Source organism: Dorea sp. AM13-35 (assembly GCF_003473885.1).
Classification (GTDB): Bacteria; Bacillota; Clostridia; order Lachnospirales; family Lachnospiraceae; genus Dorea_D; species Dorea_D hominis.
Map to the genome: position 1 here is coordinate 150803 of NZ_QUCZ01000005.1, position 19963 is coordinate 170765.

16 protein-coding genes are annotated in these 19963 nt (G+C 41.2%); 13 read left to right on the forward strand and 3 right to left on the reverse strand.

Annotated features, from left to right (window positions below):
- Positions 1-65: 65 nt before the first annotated feature.
- Complete coding sequence (locus tag DW152_RS07385) at positions 66-905, reverse strand: helix-turn-helix domain-containing protein (protein ID WP_118288305.1); 840 nt, start codon at positions 903-905, stop codon at positions 66-68.
- Positions 906-1188: 283 nt separating this feature from the next.
- On the opposite strand from DW152_RS07385, the gene DW152_RS07390 reads away from it, so the two are divergent.
- The 4 genes from DW152_RS07390 (at position 1189) to DW152_RS07405 (ending at position 4223) form a co-directional block, all read left to right on the forward strand.
- Positions 1189-1521 (forward strand): hypothetical protein, encoded by a 333-nt coding sequence (locus DW152_RS07390; RefSeq protein ID WP_009244196.1) that lies wholly within the window; start codon positions 1189-1191, stop codon positions 1519-1521.
- A 189-nt stretch (positions 1522-1710) separates the two neighbouring features.
- Complete coding sequence (locus DW152_RS07395; RefSeq protein ID WP_119210454.1) at positions 1711-2772, forward strand: replication initiation factor domain-containing protein; 1062 nt, start codon at positions 1711-1713, stop codon at positions 2770-2772.
- Positions 2765-2950, forward strand: coding sequence for a helix-turn-helix domain-containing protein (locus DW152_RS07400; protein WP_004844108.1), 186 nt, complete (start codon positions 2765-2767; stop codon positions 2948-2950). Before DW152_RS07395 ends, DW152_RS07400 begins: the two co-directional genes overlap by 8 nt.
- A gap of 67 nt (positions 2951-3017) precedes the next feature.
- A complete protein-coding gene (locus DW152_RS07405; RefSeq protein ID WP_009244191.1) occupies positions 3018-4223 on the forward strand; it encodes a tyrosine-type recombinase/integrase in 1206 nt (401 codons plus the stop codon).
- 342 nt (positions 4224-4565) lie between these two features.
- On the opposite strand, the gene DW152_RS07410 is transcribed toward DW152_RS07405, so the two are convergent.
- Positions 4566-4916: a sporulation initiation factor Spo0A C-terminal domain-containing protein gene (locus tag DW152_RS07410; protein ID WP_118288306.1), complete on the reverse strand. Its 351-nt coding sequence runs from the start codon at positions 4914-4916 to the stop codon at positions 4566-4568.
- A 241-nt stretch (positions 4917-5157) separates the two neighbouring features.
- Here DW152_RS07410 and DW152_RS07415 point away from each other — a divergent pair, with 241 nt between their 5' ends.
- From DW152_RS07415 to DW152_RS07430, 4 genes are read left to right on the forward strand one after another with little or no spacing between them, the layout of a single operon-like run.
- A complete protein-coding gene (locus DW152_RS07415) occupies positions 5158-5862 on the forward strand; it encodes a response regulator transcription factor (RefSeq protein ID WP_118288307.1) in 705 nt (234 codons plus the stop codon).
- A gap of 33 nt (positions 5863-5895) precedes the next feature.
- On the forward strand, positions 5896-8490 hold the full coding sequence (locus DW152_RS07420) for a sensor histidine kinase (protein WP_118288308.1): 2595 nt from the start codon (positions 5896-5898) through the stop codon (positions 8488-8490).
- A 23-nt stretch (positions 8491-8513) separates the two neighbouring features.
- A complete protein-coding gene (locus tag DW152_RS07425) occupies positions 8514-9671 on the forward strand; it encodes a class I SAM-dependent methyltransferase (RefSeq protein WP_117537989.1) in 1158 nt (385 codons plus the stop codon).
- Entirely contained in the window at positions 9668-12094 is a 2427-nt protein-coding gene (locus tag DW152_RS07430) for a hypothetical protein (protein ID WP_118288309.1), read from the forward strand. Before DW152_RS07425 ends, DW152_RS07430 begins: the two co-directional genes overlap by 4 nt.
- A 231-nt stretch (positions 12095-12325) precedes the next feature.
- On the opposite strand, the gene DW152_RS07435 is transcribed toward DW152_RS07430, so the two are convergent.
- Complete coding sequence (locus tag DW152_RS07435) at positions 12326-12814, reverse strand: QueT transporter family protein (RefSeq protein WP_117537923.1); 489 nt, start codon at positions 12812-12814, stop codon at positions 12326-12328.
- Between the two features lie 625 nt (positions 12815-13439).
- On the opposite strand from DW152_RS07435, the gene DW152_RS07440 reads away from it, so the two are divergent.
- The 5 genes from DW152_RS07440 (at position 13440) to asnS (ending at position 19926) form a co-directional block, all read left to right on the forward strand.
- Complete coding sequence (locus tag DW152_RS07440) at positions 13440-15065, forward strand: Ig-like domain-containing protein (RefSeq protein ID WP_158570029.1); 1626 nt, start codon at positions 13440-13442, stop codon at positions 15063-15065.
- A gap of 375 nt (positions 15066-15440) precedes the next feature.
- The gene (gene nadA / locus DW152_RS07445) at positions 15441-16346 is read left to right on the forward strand and encodes a quinolinate synthase NadA (protein ID WP_118288311.1); all 906 of its coding nucleotides are present in this window, start codon (positions 15441-15443) and stop codon (positions 16344-16346) included.
- A 36-nt stretch (positions 16347-16382) separates the two neighbouring features.
- Positions 16383-17573 carry an L-aspartate oxidase gene (locus DW152_RS07450; RefSeq protein WP_118288312.1) on the forward strand — a complete coding sequence of 397 codons (1191 nt, stop codon included), beginning with the start codon at positions 16383-16385 and terminating at the stop codon, positions 17571-17573.
- Positions 17574-17584: 11 nt separating this feature from the next.
- Positions 17585-18436 carry a carboxylating nicotinate-nucleotide diphosphorylase gene (gene nadC / locus DW152_RS07455; protein ID WP_118288313.1) on the forward strand — a complete coding sequence of 284 codons (852 nt, stop codon included), beginning with the start codon at positions 17585-17587 and terminating at the stop codon, positions 18434-18436.
- Between the two features lie 98 nt (positions 18437-18534).
- Positions 18535-19926 carry an asparagine--tRNA ligase gene (gene asnS, locus DW152_RS07460; RefSeq protein ID WP_021860623.1) on the forward strand — a complete coding sequence of 464 codons (1392 nt, stop codon included), beginning with the start codon at positions 18535-18537 and terminating at the stop codon, positions 19924-19926.
- The last annotated feature ends 37 nt before the right edge of the window (positions 19927-19963 follow it).

A 19963-nucleotide genomic window follows, 5' to 3' on the forward strand; every position in this document is an offset into this window, starting at 1 on the left:
CAATACCATCATGATACATAAGAGGACTTGAAAGGTCACAAACCTTGCAAGTCCTCTTGTTTATCTTATGGGTTACTTCTGTCGGATTGCATTTTCCAATAGACCGCTTCTTTCGTGGCTTCTCGGAAAAAGCTATCCTGTCTGGTATATGACAGATGTTCATTCTGGATATAAGCGTCTGATTCGCAATCATATTCGTAAGGGATTACCTGTGCTGTTCCCTGTTTTTCATCAATTCCATAGATAATTACTTTGGAATCTCTCAATGCCAGTCCGAGTGTCAGAAAGCCGGAAGTGAAATAATTGTTGTTGTGTGGAGCGGTTATGCTTTTCAGTGCATGAAAGAAGTCTGCTACTTCCTCAGTCTGTCCATTCTCAAAAGCCGGAATGATATGTAAGGTGTTGTTTGCCTTATCTGCATATGCCCGGCAGACCAGAACGGAAGAATCCGCTTTTTGTATGATACCGTCAAAATAATCGCCGGAGTATGCAGTTGGCTGATAGAAAATGGCGGTTTCTTTTGTTGTAAGGTTATGATAAGTCAGAAAGCCGTTTACAAGCCGGACAATCTCGATATCATCCCCGTAGGTAAATCCGTTCTGCTCTAAAAGAGAATAGAAAGTTCTGGTAAATTCTTCCGGCAGTTCAATCCCCAGTTTTTCTGTGACAAGCATATCTACATATTCTTTAAATGAACCATACAGAAGTTCATTCAGCGTCATATTGCCCAACGTGGCAATCTGCTTCAAGCGTTTCTCATTGGGAAGATTCACACCCTTTTCCCAACTGTTTACAGAGCCTTTCGGGGCATTATCTATGATTTCCCCAAACTTCTGCATACTGTAACCGTATTTCTTGCGTATCTGTAAAATTCGTTTTCCTACTGCTTCTTTATTCACAAACATATGCACACCTCGTTTCTGTTTTCATCATAACACAAGATAAGGATAAATGTAAGGGTAAAATTATAATAAGTTATAAAAAGATATAGTTAAGCGTTTGAAATACAAAAATAAAAAGTAAGGGAAAAAGTAAAATAATTGTTGACAAGAAGAAAAAACAGGTCTATGATGAGGTTAAGAGGTAAGGAGAAAAGTAATGAAATAAATATAGACGTGGATATGAAAAGGACTTGTCACACTTACCAGACACTCATTCACCATGATTTCAAAAAAGGAGAAATGTAGCATGCAGATTACATTGACAAAAGAACAGGTCAGAGAAGCGTTCGGGGAACTCCGTTACATGGGAGCAGACTACTGCTACAAGTATGATAAGGAAACCCGGAAGAAAACCGAGGAAGTGGAAGCATTGAAACTTCACCTCGGAAGCATGAAACTTGGAAACAGCGTAGATATCCGTCTGGAAGCAACAGAACTTCCAAAGGTAGAGCCTTACACAGTGGTAGAACTAGAAGAAGCGGTATATGCCCCTTATGTGCAGAGAGGAAACTTCCCGGTATTGGTGGACAGAATCTCCTGCAAGGGTATCCGTGTTGTTACCGGAAAAGGAAACGTGTAGAGACTGTTCCCGGAAATTCTCTGCGGACTGCTCCGTACAGCGTGAAAGGAGCAAAGGGAGTAGAGAAGTTCCGGGAACGTGGCGAAAGCCACGGCATACTACGAAAGGCAGGGATGATGATAACAGAGGTAATGAAAATTTCAGAACCCCCCTATACTAACAGGGGGGGTAACTCGTCAGAAAGAAGATTTGACAGCACTGATTGACTGGTGTCAGATTACTGTCAAAGGTGTAGACGTGTTCATAATCATAGAAGATATCTTGCGGATTCCACTGAGTTTTATGGAACTGCATGGTAAGGAAAAAGGAATTGCTGGACACGAACTGATAGCAAGATTTGACAATATCAAGATTCTGAAACCGACAGGAAATGCACAGTATGAGGGATTTCAGATTCTTATGAGTGGTTCGGGGTGCAGGAATTATGAAAATTTCCTTATGATGAATAAGGAAACATGGTTTGATTTTCTGGAAAGAGTTTGCAGATACCCGGTGAATTTTCCGAGGATAGACTTGGCAATCGACGATACAAAGCCTTATCTGTCTATCCCGGAATTGATTCGTCTGAAAAACGAGGGGCTGATATCTAGTCAGTTGCGTGATACAGCAGAGAATCGTTCTGATAGACTGAAAGAGGATGAAATAGAAGCGCAGGGAAAAACACTATATCTCGGCAGTAAACACAGTGATTTTCGGATTACATTCTATGAAAAGGGATATGAACAGGCAGAAAAGTTCGGAAAAGAACTCAACCCGGACTGGAACAGATATGAACTTCGATTCCGGCACAAAAAAGCGGTCAGATTAGTAGAAGAACTTCTGAAAGACAGGGATGTGGCACGGATTGCGTTGTCTGTATTAAACGAGAAAGTGCGGTTTTTACAGAAGCCGGAAAACAGCACGGTTACAAGAAAACGGCTTTATCCTACTTATCCCCCGTGGGAAGAACTCATGCAGGATGTAGGGAAGATAAAGTTGACCATGAATCCAGAGAAAAAGACACTGGAACGAACATGGCAGTGGCTGAACGTAGCAGTTTCGCCCTCTTTAAAGCTAATGGATAAAATCGGAAAACTGGATAACAGAGATTATATCCGCCAGCTAATAGAACGGGGGCAGATGAACGAAGAACAACAACGCATATATGAGGACTATAAAAAATCTTTCCTTTTGAGGGAAGAAGAAAGGAGAATCTTTGACAGAACATACACAGAAAACGATACAGACAAAGAAAGCCCTTACAGTGAATGAAGCGTCAGAGTATACGGGAATTGGAAGAAATAATCTGCGAAAGCTGATTACATGGCAGAAGATTCCGGTCATAAGGATTGGAAATAAGATTCTTATACGCTCTGAGGTTTTAGACCAGTTTTTGAAGAAAAACGAAGGGCATAATCTGAAAAATAAATATGAAGTAATTGCAGTATAAACACAAATAAGCATATAATACTGTCAGACCAGTTCTGATAGTCCTTGCACGGAAAGGAGCGTGCAGATTGGGCAAGGACTTAAAAGGAAATCCATTACCGCCGGGAATTATGCAGAGAAAAAGCGGAATTTACAGAGGGCGGTTTTATTACAAAGGAGAAACGTATACAAAAGATAATGCGGACTTAAAAAAGTTAGTTCAAGAAATGGAAGATTTACGCTATGAAGTCAAGCATGGGTTGAAAGGAAAGGGCGATAATATCACTCTGGATACATGGTTTGATATCTGGCTGAATACCCATAAGAAGCGGACTATCAAGGAGAGTACACAAGTACGTTATGATGATTTTTACAGACGTTACATAAAGAAGCAGATAGGAAAACAACGTGTGGCAGATTTTAATCCGATTATTTTGGAACGTCTGCTTCAGAATATGGCAGATGATGATTACAGCACAAAGACTATACGGGATGTGTATAATATTCTCAATGCTATGTTCAAATATGCAGTGCATAACAGGATTCTTACATTCAACCCATGTGCAGGAGTGGAAGTTCCCAAAACAAAGACAAAACAGATACGGGTACTGACTGTGAAAGAACAACGGGAAGTATTGGAACACGCAAAGGAGAGAATACACGAGAATCTCATACAGGTAGCACTCGGAACGGGAATGCGTGGCGGAGAACTGCTTGGGCTTACATGGGATGATGTAGATTTTCGGAAACGGGAAATTTCTGTAAATAAAACGTTGGTGTATATCAAAGATAAGGAAACAAAGAAGTATGTATTCAAGTACCAGACACCAAAGACAAAGAACAGTATACGGACGATTCCCATGCAGGACAGTGTGTATAAGGCTTTAAAACGTCAGTGGATTCAGTTGAAAGAAATGCAGTTGTCAGCTAGTGAATGGCAACCATTAGAGGGATTTGAAAATCTTGTGTTTGTTGGAAAGAACGGAAAACCGATTACAGAACACACCTTTCAAGTGACGTTAGACTGGATAGAAAAATCTATCAATAAGGAACGAAAAAAGCAGGCAGAGAAAAACAAGACAGTGTTTATACCGATTCCGCATTTTTATCCACATGCACTTCGTCATACTTTTGCAACGCGTTGTTTTGAAGCCGGGATTGACGCAAAGGTAGTACAAGGATTCCTCGGACATTATTCCATAGCAATCACACTGGATTTGTATACGCACGTCACAGATGATAAAGCAAAATCGGAAATGGATAAATTACAGAATTTGTATAAGGAAATCATATAATCAGAACAAGAATAAGAAAGAGAATAGAAAAGGTGCAACATTTCTTTAGAAAATTATTTGACCGAGATTTGACCGAAGCGGATTTTGCAACAAGTACAGAACAGCGAAAACCCGCTAACCACAAGGGCTAACGGGCTTCGTTGTTTTATAGTTATCTAAAGGAATGAGAGTAAAGTGTGCATTGAACTTGTGTCAATGCTTAACTTTATGAGGGGGGAGATAGATAAGTGTTTCTCATCTATCTGTCTCTTATTATATTAGATAAATATGTCCAAAATATGTTAAAACTATAAAAGAAATCGAAAAAATCTTAAGACGACCTTAAGATGATGGGAAGAAAACCTAAAGACAGGCCTCTGTACGCAACTGATTGTTAAGGTAATTGGCTAGTATATCGAAAAATTCTCCCGCGGTTGGACGGGCATGCAGTGGATACATGGCAATTTCCTGAAGAAGGGGACGGTTCCCGCGTTCCCAGCAAATGCGGATCACTGTGCGTATGTCACGTTCTACGCTGCTTCCGGTTGTGAAGTAAGCTTCTGCAATACGGGTATATAATAATTTACCTACTGATAGCAGGTAATCTTCATTGTCCATGCAAAGGGATACGCCATAGACAAGATAATGATATCCACGGTAAGTGGCTCCAATGCCAAGTGAGCGGATAAGCTGTTCAATTTCGTGTTTTCTCATAAATTACCTCGCACTTCTTCCGAGATTAAAACCGCCTGCAAAAGTAAAAAAGTGATGACTATTATTCGACTATTATAATAGAAAATCGGTACTTTTCTTAATAATACTACAAAATAAGGAAAACTGCGACAGACATCGACACACATTTTTTGGCTCTTTTCATAATTTCTTAAGGAAATTCCTTATTTGTCCTTAAATTTTTTCTGTTATTCTTGTATAGTAAGAGATGAGGTGAAGAAAAATGGCGAAAATATTAGTATGTGATGATGATAAAGAAATCGTAGAAGCGATTGAGATCTATCTGAGTCAGGAAGGACATCAGATCCTGAGAGCATATGACGGTGAGGAAGCACTTAAGATTCTGGAGACAGAAAAAGATGTGGAACTTCTGATCATAGATGTCATGATGCCAAAGTTGGACGGAATCCGTGCAACACTGAAAGTTCGGGAAGCGAATAATATTCCGATTATTATACTGTCAGCAAAATCGGAAGATGCGGATAAGATCCTGGGACTGAATGTCGGCGCGGATGATTACGTGACAAAACCGTTTAATCCGCTGGAGCTGATTGCAAGAGTCAAATCCCAGCTTCGCAGATATACACAGCTTGGAAGTACATCCGGTAAGGAGCGGGAAGAAGTCTATACGACCGGTGGACTGGTGATCAACGATGATCTGAAAGAAGTAACAGTTGATGGGGAACAAGTAAGACTGACACCGATTGAATATAATATTTTACTGTTTCTTGTAAAGAATCAGGGAAAAGTATTTTCCATTGACCAGATTTATGAAAATATCTGGAATGAAGATGCAATCGGTGTAGATAATACAGTTGCGGTACATATCCGGCACATTCGTGAGAAGATAGAAATCAACCCGAAAGAACCAAGATATCTGAAGGTTGTATGGGGAGTCGGTTATAAGATTGAAAAGATTTGCCTATAAGTAGCAGGGTATAAAAGATATAGGAGACGATGTATGAAAAGTAAATGGTACCGGTCAAAAGGAATGAAATTCATCCTGATTATTCTGGCGCACATTTTTGTGATCACGGCGACGACAGGTGGACTCTGGGTAACCGCGTATCCGATTTTCCGACAGGAGATTTTTGAAGGAAAACCGGCAAAAAAATACGAGGATTCCAGGAATTTTAATACTCAGATGAAGGACTATACGGCACAGGTTGTGAACGAAATCAGTGCGCGAAAGTATTTTGAAACAGAAGGAAAATTTGATCCGAATAAAATCGTAGATATTGAAGCTTATGATCAGAAAAAAAAATATACGGGCAGGAATGAGAGCGGACTGGCGTATCGATTAAAGGATTTGCTGAAATGGAATGACACGATGAATTCCACAAAAGATACGAATGCGGAGAATCCGATTATTGTCTGCAGAAAGAAAGATGGTTCTTATCATTATTATCGCTATTCTAAATTTGCAGCGCTTGTTAATGCAAAGAAACTGAAATTTATTTTGAATGCAGGAAGCGAAACATCTACAGAAGAGATTCTTTCTTCTTTAAAGGCAGGAAATTATGATTATGACAGCGAGAATTATGTTGGGGGCAGTGAGATTCGAGGGATTCAGGGCAGCAATAATGAATTAAAGTATGTAGATTGTTGGAGCTATGATGGATATTCGATGGAAGAGCCGTATGCCCCGGTAGGAGCCGACAGCCTGATGAATCTTGCCAATAAAGATTCCAGATGGAATGGCAGACTGAATGATGCTTATAATCTTGTGACAAGTGTGGTAGACAGTCTGAGTGAGCGTTATTCAGAATATCAGAACACGAATGAAGATATTGAAGAAGGAGACTCGAACTTCTATTATATTTACGCAGATATGAAGGCGGGAACGATTTATACAAATCAGAAAAGACTTGAAAATTTTCAGGAACTGGACAACAATTTAAAGCTGCTCCGTAAAACCGGAAAATATGTAATTGTAAAATCCAAATTAAAGGATTTTAAGACGAATCTTCGAAGTGAGATTGCAGAAGCATGGCGTGATGAGATTAAAAATACAGGAATCCAAAAGAAGGATTTTGTCTTTGCAGCATGTGTAAATACAAACTATCCGATTGCAGATCATTTTTATTCAGAAAATCAGCTTTATGAAAAATACGGTTCAGCTATCCGTGGAATCTGTATGCTCTCAGTGATTGCATTTGCACTTTTTGTGATCTGTGTAATCTGGCTCACAGCGATTGCGGGACGCAGAGCAAAAGATGAAGAAATGCATCTGGCGGGATTTGATCGGTGGAAAACGGAGATTGCCGCAGTATTGATCATAGGTCTCTGGGTGACAGCAGCTGTAGTGGGTAATTTTGTTTGCTTTGATGATTATTTACAGAAAACAGAGGGGACTTTTTATAGTCAGGCAGATTATGTAAAAAATGCGATTCCATATATTATTGTGGGAGGAATTTTCGGTTCATATACATGCAGTATGTTTCTGATCGGATTTTTAAGTTTCGTCCGCAGGATCAAAGCGCATATCGTCTGGAAAAACAGTCTTTCACGAATGTTCTGTCACCTGGTCAGAGATATTGCGCAGAATATGTCTTCGCTGTGGCGTAATATCATGCTTTTTGTACTTTTTGTTGTTTTGCACTGGATTGTCATGATTACAGATACTTATGGATTTCCGCTGTTCATGATGCTGTTGGCGGAGCTTGCAGTGTTTGTATATCTGGTCTATGATGGAATCGGAAGAGCGAAGATCAAAGACGGTGTAAAGAAGATTGCAGCAGGGGAACTGGACTATAAAGTGCCGACAGAAGGTATGTTTAGCAGTCAGAAGGAAGTGGCAGAAGGAATTAACTCTGTTGGTGCCGGTCTGGAAGTGGCTGTGGAAGCGAGCGTTAAGAATGAACGTCTGAAAACGAATTTGATCACGAATGTTTCGCATGATATTAAGACGCCATTGACATCGATCATTAACTATGTGAATCTCCTGAAAAATGAGAATTTCGATGATCCGAGAATCCAGAGATACATCGAAGTGCTGGAACAGAAATCCATGCGTCTGAAAACATTGACAGAAGATGTTGTGGAAGCATCTAAGATTACTTCCGGTAATATTAAGCTGGAATGTATGAAACTGGATTTCACAGAGCTTGTATTGCAGACAAGTGCAGAGTATGAAGAGAAGTTTGAAGAAAGAAATCTGACGGAAATTCAGCATCTTCCAAAAGAAAAAGCACTCGTTTATATTGATGGAAGAAGAACATGGCGGATCCTTGCGAATTTATACAATAATGCCGCCAAGTATGCAATGACGGGCAGCAGGATCTATACAGATCTGAAAGTGACGGAAGGTGCGGTTATCTTCAGCATTAAAAATATTTCCGAACAGCCGTTAAATATCAATGCAGATCAGCTGACAGAGCGCTTTATCCGCGGAGATATTTCCAGAAGTACAGAGGGAAGTGGACTGGGACTTTCCATTGCCCAGACACTGACAGAGATGCAGAAAGGTAAGTTTGAACTGTATCTGGACGGTGATCTGTTTAAGGCAACCGTTACATTTCCGAAAGTACAGGAAGAACAAAGTACACAAATCTGATTTTTCTGTTATAATATATGATTATGGAAGAATTAAGAAAATTATTAAATGAACAATTAAATAAAGATTTCGGCTCCGCTGTATTAAGCGGAGCCCATGATAAGACGGGGGTGACGAAAGTGCGCGTCCGTCCACTTATAAAACGGGGAGAACTGCTCTTTCAGCTGGAGTCTTTCCGCAACAATCAGGCATTTCATGAGAACTTATCAGTAGAAGAGACCTGTGAGAAGATCCTTGCATATATGCAGTCAATGAAACAGATGCAGATGGAGACGCGAACTTACAATTATACGGTTCTTGTCAGTAAGAAAGGAAAAGTGACCATCAAAAGACGAATGCAGCAGGGAAACTGGAAACAGGTAGATCTTACGCACAACCGGAAGAAACACTATATTCTGGAAGAAGGAACCATGGTGCCTTTTTTGCGTGATCTGGGTGTTATGACTGCCGAGGGGAAGGTCGTGCATGCGAAGTTTGACAAGTTCCGGCAGATCAACCGTTTTCTTGAATTTGTAGAAGATGTGTTGCCGCAGCTTCCAAAAGACAGGGAAGTTACAATTCTTGATTTTGGATGTGGCAAGTCTTATCTGACATTTGCCATGTATTATTATTTGCATGAACTGAAGAAATACGATGTCTGCATGATCGGACTGGATCTGAAGACGGATGTAATCCGTCACTGCAATGAACTGAGTGAGAAATATGGCTATGAGAAACTGAAATTTCTGGAGGGAAATATTGCCGATTATACAGGGGCGAGTGAAGTAGATATGGTGGTTACACTGCATGCCTGCGATACGGCAACGGATTTCGCACTTGAGAAGGCGGTTGGCTGGAATGCAAAAGTAATTTTGTCGGTGCCTTGCTGCCAGCATGAAGTGAACCGCCAGATTGCCAGTGATACATTAAAACCGGTATTAAAATACGGACTTTTAAAAGAACGTTTTGCGGCGATTGTGACAGACGGACTTCGTGCAGAATATCTGGAATCTGTCGGTTATGATGTACAGATACTGGAATTTATCGATATGGAACATACGCCGAAAAATCTGCTTATCCGTGCAATAAAGAATGACAAAAAAGAACAGAGCAGAGAGCAGAGTAAAGAAGAAATCCGTAAGTGCGAAGCATTCTTACATGTGAAACCGACACTGGGACAACTGTTGAAGGAGATGGAATGATTTTGAAAAAAAGAATAAGAGATGGAATTATCTTAGCCGGTGTATTTATCATGGCTGTTCTGGTATTCAGTTATCTGACAAATAAAGGGGATGACTCCATGACAGCAGATCTCGGATCAGCGACATTTCCACAGATTTCATTTGATTGTGACGGATTTGGTGTCAATGCCGTGCCGGGATATGCAAAACAGATGAATATTACAGAGGTCCGTGATACGATTACTCCTGTATTGAAAAATAAACTGGATATGGAGCTGATTCCATATGACAATAAGATCAGCAGTCTGGAATATAAGATTTATACACTGGATGGGACAGAATGTCTGCATGAAGATACGGTGAAGAATCCGGGAACAGATGTGAGTCTTCCGCTTGGCTCGGCAAGTGTACTCGGTGAAGAGCGTGTAATGGAAGTGATCCTTCATCTGGAGACGGGAAAAGATGTGTATTTTTATACAAGAGTTGCGCAGACGAATGAGACAAATATGAGTGCCTGCATGGATTATATCAAGGCATTCCATGAGGCAACGGTCGATAAGAATACGGATACGGATATCAGCACAGCACTGGAAGCGGATGAAGAGAGCAGCAATACATCCTATGGGCATGTAACGATTCATTCCAATTATTCACAGGTTACGTGGGGCGATTTAAAGCCCGAGATTGAGGGCGGTGAACGCTGGAGCGTAAAGGAGACGACTTCTACAGGAACGAGTGTCCAGCTTGAATATCGGGTGAAATGCAAAGGCGAAAAAAACAAACAGGATACGTATAATGTAAAAGAATTTTTCCGCGTGCGTTACGACAAGACTGCACGCAGAGTCTATCTGCTTGATTATGACCGGACTGCGGAACAGGTATTTGATCCTTCTTCCAAAGTGCTTTCAGCAAAAGGAATACTGCTTGGAATTACGGATGCAGACGTTCCGTATCTAATCAATAAAAAAGGTACGATCGTGTCATTTGTGCAGGCGGATGAACTGTGGAATTATAACAAGGACCGCGACGAGCTGTCACTTGTATTTAGCTTTGCAAGTACAGAGAACAATGATGCAAGAAACCTTACATCTGAACATGAGATCCGTCTGCTCACAGCAGATAAAGCGGGAAATATCACATTTGCCGTATGTGGTTATATGAACCGCGGCGAACATGAAGGCGAGGTCGGTATTGCCATTTACTACTATGATATAGAGAAAAATTCCGTAGAAGAGAAAGTGTTTGTGCAGACGGATCAGTCCTATGGAATTACTTCACAGAAACTCGGCAAATTAATTTACTACAGTGAAGATAACGGAGAGTTATATCTGTTAAATGATGGCGTTTTAAGAAAGACAGATGTAAATAAGAACCGGAGTGAAGAATTACAGACTGGTCTGACGGAAGGCAAATATGTTATTTCCGGAGACAGTCATCTGTTAGCATACTGTGCAGATGAGGACTTTTCCAGAATTACAATTCTGAACCTGCAGAATGGAAAAGAACGGACAATTTCTGCAAAGAATAAAGAAGGTGTTCGTCCGCTTGGATTTATCGGTGGTGATTTTGTGTACGGACGTTTCCACCTGTCGGACGTTGGAAAGACAGCGGCGGGAGAATCTACAGATCCGATGTATCAGGTAGAAATTCGGAGCAGTAAAGGGGAGGTTGTGAAGAAATACAGCCAGAAGAAGATCTATGTGCTGGATGCGAAAGTAGAAGATAACCGTATTATTCTGGAGCAGGCAAAGAAAAAGAACGGCACATACATTAAGACAACCGAAGAATATATTACAAATAATGAAGAAAAAGACGAAAGCAATATTATGCTGGAGACTTATAAGACTGATTTGAAAGGCGCACAGATGCGTCTGACTTATGCAGACGGAGTTTCTGACAAAGAACCGAAGCTGTTAAGACCAAAACAGGTATTGTTTGAGAAACCGAAAGTTGTAAATGTACAGAAAGCAGAAAGTAAAGAAGAATACTATGTATTTGGATATGGAAAATTGCAGGAAATTTACAAACAGGCGGGCGATGCGATTCAATCAGCGGATAACTACGGAGGTGTAGTGGTTGATCAGAATCAGGAATATATCTGGCAGCGGGGCAACCGTGATCTGCAATATAAGATCAGCGCCACAAGTAAGCCGGTAGAAGGACTGCGTTCTGAATTGAATGGCGGCGCGACACCGATGGAAGCGATCAGCAAGATATTTGGCGAGGATGCGTTGGACTTGAGTGGCTGTAAAGCTGAACAGATTGCATATGTAATGAACCAGGGAAAACCTGTGATCGCAGTTACGGAAAATAAAAAATATGTGATTTTGATCGGTTATACGGAGACGGATGTGACATATGTTGAAGCGAAAAATGGCAAGAGCCATACGGTAAGTCTGGAGAAGATGGATAAAAAAGCCAATGGAAATTATATTGGGAGTTAACTGAGAAAGAGCTGTGACAGAGTGAAGAATTCACACTGACGCAGCTCTTTGTTATGTAATAGGAAACTTCGTTTCTATTACATAACAAACCCTCCGGGAGGATGCGCACTCGCACGAAACGTAGAGCGTTGCAAGCTGTCTACGTTCCACTCCGGTCGTTGCTAAACGAGCGTCACAGGCGCTCAGCAACGCGCTCGGCGCGAGAATGTGCCAAGGCACATTCTATTTTATTTATGCATTTTGAAATACGATGTGTTTGTATTTGTCCAGCGCATATGCAAGGATCAGTCCGAGTATACCACAGGAAATCACTTCGCCGATACCTACCGTCAGCATCATGAACGGAATTGGTAAAGTTACACCGTAGCCATAACGCAGAACGAATGGAACAACAATAATATTTGCAATGATTGGTGGAAGTGGTGCGAGGATGCGGTTCTGGTTGCGAAGCTTCCATGTAAAGAAAGCACCGATCAAAGTGGCAAGACTTCCGAAGATGATATCCGGAAGGATTGCTCCGCCTAAGATGTTACCGATCAGGCATCCGACAAATAATCCTGGAACGGCAGCCGGAGTAAAGACCGGAAGAATTGTAAGCGCCTCCGAAATACGAACCTGTACTTCTCCGAACGAGAAAGCTGCACCGACATAGGTGATGACAACATAGATGGCAGCAATCATGGCAGCCTGTGTCATGTAAGTGATGTTTTTGTTTTTCATTTTTCATATCTCCTTTAGTTTTGTTTTACGAGTGGAAGGTCACGAACACTCGATTCATTTTCGCGCGGCAATGAGTCAGGCGTCATGCTTGCATGAATGTCTGACGAATGCCACGGAGGCATATACAGTTGGTATATGGCCTACGCCGGAAATCGGCGGTCAACCCAATAAGACCTTGTTTTTGTGGGGTTATAACGGGTGATAGTATAGCATATCCGGCGGCAGGATTCAAGCGGGAAGGGCAGTGAATCGCACATTTATGCATGAATTTTTAAATTTTCGTACCATATTCTAATGAAATTTGCATATTGTATTGCAAAAATACATATGATATAACGCCAATAGGCAAAAAGATAATGCTATTCCTAATTCTGGTGTGGAAAGGCTTAACTCCACAGGCTAATTGTCACTATCTAACCATTTGATGATGTAGTGGCAAACTACACCAGCCACAACAGAATGTTGAACATGTTGAAAAAATATCACTATAGATTTCCTTTATAACGTTTATTATAATTATAAATTTGACTTGTACAAGCATGTTTTCTAATATGGAAGATATAAACATACTAGGCTTATAGTGTGCTTATAATCCTACAAAAAGAGGAAAGGAAGGATGGATGTTATGAAAAAATGTGTAAAACGTCTCGCACTGTTCGGCCTGATGATGGCTGTTGCATTTTCTATGATTCTGCCAACAACCACTAACGCCGCAGCAAAGAAGCCAACCAAGATTACATTGAAGGCTTCTAAAACAACTGTCACTGTTGGCAGTAAAACAAAAGTGAAAGTGAAAACTGTAAAGCCAAAGAGTGCTTCTAAAGCAGTTACTTTCAAATCAAGCAACAAGAAAATTGCTACTGTTACATCAAAAGGTGTTGTAACAGGTAAAAAAACAGGAAAAGTCAAAATTACAGCAGTTTCAAAGAAGAACAAAAAGGTAAAAGCTTCTGTTAAGATTACTGTAAAGAATCCGGTAGCAAAATCTCTTAAGATTGCCGCATCATGCACAAATGTATGCGAAGGAGGAACATGTACGGTATCTGTTACATCTGTAAATCCGAAACTTGCTTCCAAAGCTGTTACATATTCTACAAGCGATAAAGACATCGCAACTGTAACTCAGAAAGGTCTTGTTTCAGCTCAGAAAAAAGGTACTGTAACTATCACAGCTACTTCTAAGATAAACAAGAAAGTAAAAGCTTCTGTTAAACTCAACGTTGTATACGCTCAGTCCGGTACTGTTAAAAATACAGTTGACATGTCTAACAAACCGGCTGGAAAAGTTGCCAAAGTATGGCTTCCGGTTCCTACAAGTGATGACAACCAGAAGATTACAAATGTAAAAGTTGATGCCCCAAAAGCAACAAAAGTTATAAAAGCAACGAAAGACTCTGCCGGAAATACAGCATGCTATATCGAATGGGATGCTTCTGTAGTTCCTGCTGATCGTACTGCAACACTTTCTTATCATGTAACAAGAAAAGAAGTTGTACGTCCGAACTTAGTTGAAAAAGGATCTGTAGACAAAGCTAAATTTGCTGAATATCTGAAAGAAACAGAAAAGAGCGGATCTTTTAAAGAAGGAAGCATTGTAAAAACACAGGCTGACAAGATTGTCAAAGATGCCAATGCAAAGACAGTTCTTCAGAAAGCAAAAGCTATTTTCGATTGGGAAGTTGCAAACCTTCATCGTGATAATTCCGTAACAGGATGCGGTCTTGGTGATGTTGAAAATATCCTTACAACAACAAAAGGTGGAAAATGTACAGACCTTAACTCTGTATTTGTAGCACTGTTACGTGCAGAAGGAATCCCGGCAAGAGAAATGTTCGGTATCCGCATTAATGCAGCTGATATTACAGGAAACCAGCACTGTCGTGCACAATTCTACTTACCTGGAACAGGATGGGTAGAAGCGGATCCTGCTGATGTATTAAAACAGGCTCTGACTGACGGAAAGAGTAATACAGACGCAGACTGGAACTCTTATGTCGAACCAGTAAAAGACAAATACTGGGGAGGAAATAACGAGAAATGGGTAATGCTTTCTATAGAAAGAGATATCACATTATCTCCGGCACAGAGTGCAAAAGCTGCCACCGGTGGAATCCTGAATGCTGATGGAACACTTAATAACTTCGGATATCCTTATGGAGAATTTGATGGTGAGTATGTATCTTGCTACAACGCAAAAGATTTCAGCTATACTTACACATTTGCAGAAGATCACAACCGCGACTGCTGCTAATTATTATAAGCGATAAAAAAATAGCCTCACTGTGAATTTGAAGTTCACAGCGGGGCTTATTTAGTGCAAGATTTCTTCAATAATAGCAGATTTAATTCTATAAGTTCATTATATGTTATTTCGACAGTCAATCATAAATCCGGAAGCATTTGCATCTTCATCAGGATTTTGTATAGAGGCAATATAATCCTATATAAGGGAAATTCTTAGTGTTAATATGAAACAACGGTCAGGTATGCGATATTTATTGCATACCTGACTGTTGTTTTATATTAGTAATTATATGTGTAAAGTTTTGGATAATACAAGTGTCTTGTCACCTGTAAGACAGTATGGTATAATAGTATGACTTTAAATAAACGAGGTGACGGAGCAATGTCAGTAATTGAAGAGATAAAGAAATTAAAAAAAGAAAAGAACGCAGTGATCCTGGCTCACTATTATGTGCCGGCGGAAGTGCAGCAGATAGCAGATTATATCGGGGATTCCTTTTATCTGAGCAGAGTAGCGGTAGATCTGGACGCACAGCTGATCGTATTCTGCGGTGTTGGATTCATGGGAGAGAGTGCGAAGATCTTAAGTCCTCATAAGACCGTATTAATGCCGGCAGCAGATGCAGACTGCCCGATGGCACATATGGCAGATGTGGAGACAATCCAGAAGGTGCGTGCGGAATATGATGACCTGGCGATTGTCTGTTATATCAACTCTACAGCAGAGCTTAAGAAATATTCCGATGTCTGTGTTACATCTTCCAATGCAGTGAAGATTGTAAAAGCACTTCCACAGAAGAACATTTTCTTTATCCCGGATCGAAATCTGGCACACCACGTTGCAGAGCAGGTGCCGGAAAAACATTTTATATATAATGAAGGCTTCTGTCCGACACATGAGCGGATGGAAGAGGATGAAATTCTTGAACAGAAAGCTTTGCATCCGGAAGCAGAAGTGCTGGCACATCCGGAATGTAACCAGTGGGTATTGAAGCATGCGAATTACATAGGCAGTACAAAAGGAATTATCCAGTATGCGACAGCAAGTGAGAAAGAGGAATTTATCATCTGCACAGAAGAAGGTGTCGGATATGAGCTTAAGCGTCAGAATCCGGAGAAACAATTTTATTATCCAAAGAGTGTTCCGGTATGTCCGAATATGAAGAAGGTTACATTGGACAAGGTTCTGCATGTCCTTCAGACCGGAGAGAATGAAGTACACGTTGATGCAGAACTTCGCGAGAAGACGAAGCTTCCGCTGGAGCGTATGTTACAGCTTGCAAAATAAAAAATTGCTCTTGCTATATAATTAGGAGGGATAAGAGTGAAAGAGAGAAAAGTGGATGTGGTTATCGTCGGAACCGGAGTATCCGGTCTGTTCCATGCGTTGAATCTCCCGGAAGATAAGCGGATTCTGATGTTGACAAAGGCAGATTTAGAAAGTAGTGATTCATTTCTGGCACAGGGAGGAATCTGTGTAATGAGAGATGAGACAGACTATGATAGTTATTTTGAAGATACAATGAAAGCCGGACATTATGAAAACCGGAAAGAATCCGTAGACATTATGATCCGCAGTTCCAGAGAGATCATTGATGATCTGGTATCTTACGGAGTAGATTTTGAGAAGAAGAACGGCGAGTTCTGTTATACAAGAGAAGGTGCACATTCCAAACCGCGTATTCTCTTCCATGAAGATATTACCGGAAAAGAGATTACGAGCAAACTGCTTGCTCAGGTTAAGAAGAGAGCGAATGTTGAGATTCTGGAATATACAACAATGACAGATATTATAGAAGAAGCTGGTAAATGCTGTGGCATTTATGCGGCAGAGCAGGATGGAGATCAGTTAAAGATCGAAGCGGATTATACGATTTTTGCAAGCGGTGGTATCGGTGGTCTGTATGAACATTCTACGAATTTCCCGCATTTAACAGGAGATGCACTGGAAGTTGCGAAGAAACATGATATCCGTCTGGAGCATCTGGACTATGTGCAGATCCATCCGACAACATTATATTCCGAGAAGCCGGGCAGACGTTTCCTGATCTCCGAATCTGTACGTGGAGAGGGCGCTGTATTATATAATAAAGATAAAGAACGTTTTGTAAATGAATTGCTGCCGAGGGACGTTGTGACAAAGGCAATCCGGGAGCAGATGGCAAAGGATGGCACAAAATATGTATGGCTTTCTATGGAACACATTCCGGAAGAGACAATTTTAAAGCATTTTCCCAATATTTATGAGCATTGTCTGGAAGAAGGCTATGATGTGACAAAAGAATGTATTCCGGTAGTTCCGGCGCAGCATTATTTTATGGGCGGTATCTGGGTAGACCGGAACAGTCATACATCGATGGCGCATTTATTTGCAGTAGGAGAGACAAGTTGCAACGGTGTACATGGAGCGAACCGTCTTGCAAGCAATTCACTGCTGGAAAGTCTGGTATTTGCGAAGCGTGCGGCGAACTGCATTACGGAAGAATATGCACGGATGGAAAAAGAGACAGCGTAGGAGGAACAAAGATGAATAAGATTTCAATGACACTTCAGGCAGATCATCTGATACTGGAGGCGTTAAAAGAAGATATATCAAGCGAAGATGTCAGCACGAATGCGGTGATGCCGGAGGCGGTAGACGGAGAAGTGGAACTGATCTGCAAGCAGGATGGCGTGATCGCAGGACTGGATGTTTTCAAACGGGTATTTGAACTGCTGGATGCAGATACAGAAGTGATTTTTTTCTGCAAAGACGGAGATGAAGTGAAAAAAGGACAGCTGATGGGAAAAGTAAGAGGAGATATCCGCGTACTGTTATCCGGAGAGCGTGTGGCGCTTAATTATTTACAGAGAATGAGTGGAATCGCAACGTATACACATACGGTGGCGGGTTATCTGAAAGGAAGTAAGATCAAGCTTCTGGATACAAGAAAAACAACGCCGAATATGCGTATTTTTGAGAAATATGCAGTCCGCACAGGCGGTGGATATAATCACCGGTATAATCTGTCCGATGGTGTGCTTTTGAAAGATAACCATATCGGAGCAGCCGGAAGTGTGACAAAAGCGATACAGATGGCAAAAGCATATGCGCCGTTTGTACGCAAGATCGAGATAGAAGTTGAGACGCTTGACATGGTTAAAGAAGCGGTGGCAGCAGGGGCAGATATTATCATGCTGGACAATATGACACCGGAGCAGATGAAAGAAGCAGTCGCATATATTGACGGCAGAGCCGAGACAGAATGTTCCGGCAATGTAACACTGGAAAATATCCAGAGACTGACAGATATCGGAGTGGATTATATTTCCAGCGGTGCACTGACACATTCCGCACCGATCCTGGACATTTCACTTAAGAATCTACACAGGATTTAATAGGTATGAGACTTTAAAAACGGGTCGCAATATGTTATAATACCAAGAGCATATTGCGGCTATTTTTGTCGCTGTACAGGAAAAGGAGTTAAATTGGCATGGAATTGATTTCAATCAGAGATTTATACAAGAACAAAGAAAACTATCTGGATAAGACCATCACGATTGGTGGATGGGTTCGCAGCATCCGTGATTCAAAGACATTTGGATTTATTGTAGTGAATGACGGAACATTTTTTGAACCACTGCAGATCGTATATCATGATAAAATGGAGAATTTCGCAGAGATCTCCAAACTGAATGTCGGTGCGGCAATTATCGTAACCGGTACACTGGTAGCAACACCACAGGCAAAACAGCCATTTGAGATTCAGGCAGATACGATCGAAGTTGAAGGTGCATCCGCACCGGATTATCCGCTTCAGAAGAAGCGCCACAGCTTTGAGTATCTCAGAACTATTTCGCATCTGAGACCGAGAACGAATACATTTCAGGCTGTATTCCGTGTGCGTTCACTGACAGCTTACGCAATTCACAAGTTCTTTCAGGAGAGAGGATTTGTATATGTGCATACACCACTGATCACAGGAAGTGACTGTGAAGGAGCAGGAGAGATGTTCCGTGTGACAACACTTGATATGGAGAATGTACCGAAGACAGAAGACGGGCAGGTAGATTATTCACAGGATTTCTTCGGCAAGGAGACAAGTCTTACTGTAAGCGGACAGCTCAACGGTGAGACATACGCACAGGCATTCCGCAATATTTACACATTCGGACCGACTTTCCGTGCAGAGAACTCCAATACAACAAGACATGCAGCAGAGTTCTGGATGATCGAGCCAGAGATGGCATTTGCAGATCTGGATGATAACATGATTCTTGCAGAGTCTATGTTAAAATATGTCATCAATTATGTACTGGAGAATGCCCCGGAAGAGATGAAGTTCTTCAATTCATTTGTTGACAAAGGACTTTTAGAGAGACTGCAGAATGTCGTATCTTCTGATTTCGCAAGAGTGACTTATACAGAAGCAATTGAGATCCTGGAGAAACACAATGATAAGTTTGAATATAAAGTATCCTGGGGCACAGATCTTCAGACAGAGCATGAGCGTTATCTGACAGAAGAGATCTACAAACGTCCGGTATTCGTAACCGATTATCCGAAGGAAATCAAAGCATTCTACATGAAGATGAATGATGATAATAAGACGGTAGCCGCTGTAGACTGTCTGGTTCCTGGAATCGGTGAGATCATCGGAGGAAGCCAGAGAGAGGATGATTACGACAAGCTGCTTGCACGTATGAACGAGATGGGACTTAAGGAAGAAGACTACAAGTTCTATCTGGATCTTAGAAAATATGGCTCTACCAGACATGCAGGATTCGGTCTGGGGTTTGAGAGATGCGTGATGTATCTGACAGGTATGGGAAATATCCGTGACGTGATTCCATTCCCAAGAACAGTCAATAACTGCGAACTGTAAGATTTAATTACTAATTGGGGACGGGGCTTTTTGAGAA

What these genes read in the sequence shown, in the direction of transcription:
- DW152_RS07385 (WP_118288305.1), bottom strand. Translation starts at nt 905, where the DNA reads ATGTTTGTGAATAAAGAAGCAGTAGGAAAACGAATTTTACAGATACGC.
- DW152_RS07415 (WP_118288307.1), top strand. Translation starts at nt 5,158, where the DNA reads ATGGCGAAAATATTAGTATGTGATGATGATAAAGAAATCGTAGAAGCG.
- DW152_RS07425 (WP_117537989.1), top strand. Translation starts at nt 8,514, where the DNA reads ATGGAAGAATTAAGAAAATTATTAAATGAACAATTAAATAAAGATTTC.
- DW152_RS07435 (WP_117537923.1), bottom strand. Translation starts at nt 12,814, where the DNA reads ATGAAAAACAAAAACATCACTTACATGACACAGGCTGCCATGATTGCT.
- DW152_RS07430 (WP_118288309.1), top strand. Translation starts at nt 9,668, where the DNA reads ATGATTTTGAAAAAAAGAATAAGAGATGGAATTATCTTAGCCGGTGTA.
- DW152_RS07410 (WP_118288306.1), bottom strand. Translation starts at nt 4,916, where the DNA reads ATGAGAAAACACGAAATTGAACAGCTTATCCGCTCACTTGGCATTGGA.
- DW152_RS07390 (WP_009244196.1), top strand. Translation starts at nt 1,189, where the DNA reads ATGCAGATTACATTGACAAAAGAACAGGTCAGAGAAGCGTTCGGGGAA.
- DW152_RS07420 (WP_118288308.1), top strand. Translation starts at nt 5,896, where the DNA reads ATGAAAAGTAAATGGTACCGGTCAAAAGGAATGAAATTCATCCTGATT.
- DW152_RS07440 (WP_158570029.1), top strand. Translation starts at nt 13,440, where the DNA reads ATGAAAAAATGTGTAAAACGTCTCGCACTGTTCGGCCTGATGATGGCT.
- nadA (WP_118288311.1), top strand. Translation starts at nt 15,441, where the DNA reads ATGTCAGTAATTGAAGAGATAAAGAAATTAAAAAAAGAAAAGAACGCA.
- nadC (WP_118288313.1), top strand. Translation starts at nt 17,585, where the DNA reads ATGAATAAGATTTCAATGACACTTCAGGCAGATCATCTGATACTGGAG.
- asnS (WP_021860623.1), top strand. Translation starts at nt 18,535, where the DNA reads ATGGAATTGATTTCAATCAGAGATTTATACAAGAACAAAGAAAACTAT.